At 73.7% G+C, this 2,153-nt stretch carries 1 protein-coding gene; it reads right to left on the reverse strand.

What is annotated here, in order from left to right; all coding sequences use genetic code 11:
• The coding region (locus ACFRAR_RS38635) for a condensation domain-containing protein (protein WP_380705126.1) at nt 1-2,153 on the reverse strand (2,153 nt) is incomplete at both ends.

Consider the following 2,153-nt stretch of genomic DNA (forward strand, 5'->3'; position numbering starts at 1 on the left):
GTTCAGCTCCCCGTACGTCAACACCTCCTCGCCGCACACCAGCGCCACCGCACCCGGCGTCGCCACCGCCTGCTCCTCGAACACCGCCGGAACCAGCGGCACCTCCGAAGCCAACGGCGTGGCGCCGCCCACGAGTTCAGCCCGCTCCTCCGGGCTCACCAGCGGCAGGGACCCGATCCGGGTGTCCGGCTGTTCGACGGCCGCCGCCAGCAGGTGGACGAAGTGGCGGACGATCGCCTCGGCCGTCTCCTGGTCGAACAGGTCCGTCGCGTAGTCGAGCGCGAAGTCGATCCCGGCGGGCTCGCCGTCCGGGCCGAAGGACTCCTGGGCGGTGACGTTGAGGTCGAACTTGGCGACCCCGGTGTCGGCCGGCAGCACCCCGTTCCACAGGCCGGCCGAGGACGCGTCGGCCTGCTCGTTGTTCTGGAGCACCATCGCGACCTGGAACAGCGGGTGCCGGGCCAGCGAGCGGGCCGGGTTGAGCTCCTCGACCAGGCGCTCGAACGGCACGTCCTGGTGGGCGTAGGCGCCGAGGTCGGTCTCCCGGACCCGGGCCAGCAGCTCGGTGAAGCTCGGGTTGCCCGAGGTGTCGGCGCGCAGCACCAGGGTGTTGACGAAGAAGCCGACCAGCTCGTCCAGGGCCTCGTCCGAGCGCCCGGCCACCACGGAGCCGATCGGCACGTCGGTGCCCGCGCCGAGCCGGGTGAGCAGGGCGGCGAAGGCGGCCTGGAGGGCCATGAACATCGTCACCCGCTGTTCGCGCGCCAGAATCCGCAGCGCACGGTGGAGTTCGACGTCCAGCAGCTGCGCCACCCGGTCACCCCGGTGGCTGGCGGCGGCGCCCCGGGGGCGGTCCGCCGGAAGCGCCAGCTCCTCCGGCATTTCGGCCAGGGTCTCGCGCCAGTAGGCGAGTTGACGGGAGAAGAGGCTCTCCTCGTCGGCCTCGTCGCCGAGCAGTTCGCGCTGCCAGAGCGCGTAGTCGGCGTACTGGACGGGCAGCGGCGTCTGTCGCGGCGCGGTTCCGGCCGCCCGGGCCGCGTAGGCGGCGGCGAGATCGCGCACCAGCTTGCGGGTCGACCAGCCGTCGCTCGCGATGTGGTGCAGCACCAGGACCAGCACGTGCTCCTCGGCCGACACCCGCAACAGCAGCGCGCGCAGCGGGAGTTCGGACGCCAGGTCGAAGGGCCGGCGGGCGGCCTCGTCGACGGAATCGCCGACCTCGTCGGCCGGGCAGTCCCGGACCTCGAAGGGTACCGACGCCACCCCGGCCGGCCGGATCAGCTGGTGCGGTTCGCCGTCGGTCTCCACGATCAGGGTGCGCAGGACCTCGTGCCGGTCGACCAGGTCGCCGAGGGCGGAGCCCAGGGCGTCGGTGTCCAGCTCGCCGGTCAGCCGCAGCGCCAGCGGCGAGTTGTAGAGGGCACTCGGGCCCTCGATCCGGTCGATCAGCCAAAGCCGCTGCTGGGCGAAGGACAGCGGCACCCGCTCCGGCCGCTCGGTGTACGCGATGAGCGCGAGTCGCTCGGAGCCGGAACCGAGGTGGGCGGCGAGGCCCGCGGGCGTCGGGGCCTCGAAGACGTCCCGGATGCCCAGTTCCGCACCCAGGGTCGAGCGGACCCGGCTGAGCAGCCGGATGGCGAGCAGGGAGTGCCCGCCGAGCTCGAAGAAGTCGTCGTCGGCGCCGACGGCGTCGAGGCCGAGCACCTCGCGGAACAGACCGCAGAGGATCTCCTCCTGCGGGGTCCGGGCGGCCCGGCCGCCGGCCAGCGCGGCGAAGTCGGGGGCCGGGAGCGAGGCCCGGTCCAGCTTGCCGTTGGCGGTCAGCGGCAAGGCGTCGAGCGCCATGACGGCGGCCGGGACCATGTAGGCGGGCAGCGACTCGGCGGCGAAGGAGCGCAGGGCGACCGGGTCGAGGGGGCCGTCGGCGACCACGTAGGCGACCAGGCGCCGGCCGCTGCCGTCGGGCAGGACGGCGGCCTGGCGGACGGCCGGGTGCGCGGCCAACACGGCCTCGATCTCACCGAGTTCGACCCGGAAGCCCCGGACCTTGACCTGGTGGTCGGTGCGGCCCAGGTACTCCAGCTCGCCGTCACGGGCACGACGGACCAGGTCACCGGTGCGGTACATCCGCTCGCCCGCCACGAACGGGCTGG

The organism is Kitasatospora sp. NPDC056651, from assembly GCF_042792155.1.
Lineage (GTDB): Bacteria > Actinomycetota > Actinomycetes > Streptomycetales > Streptomycetaceae > Kitasatospora.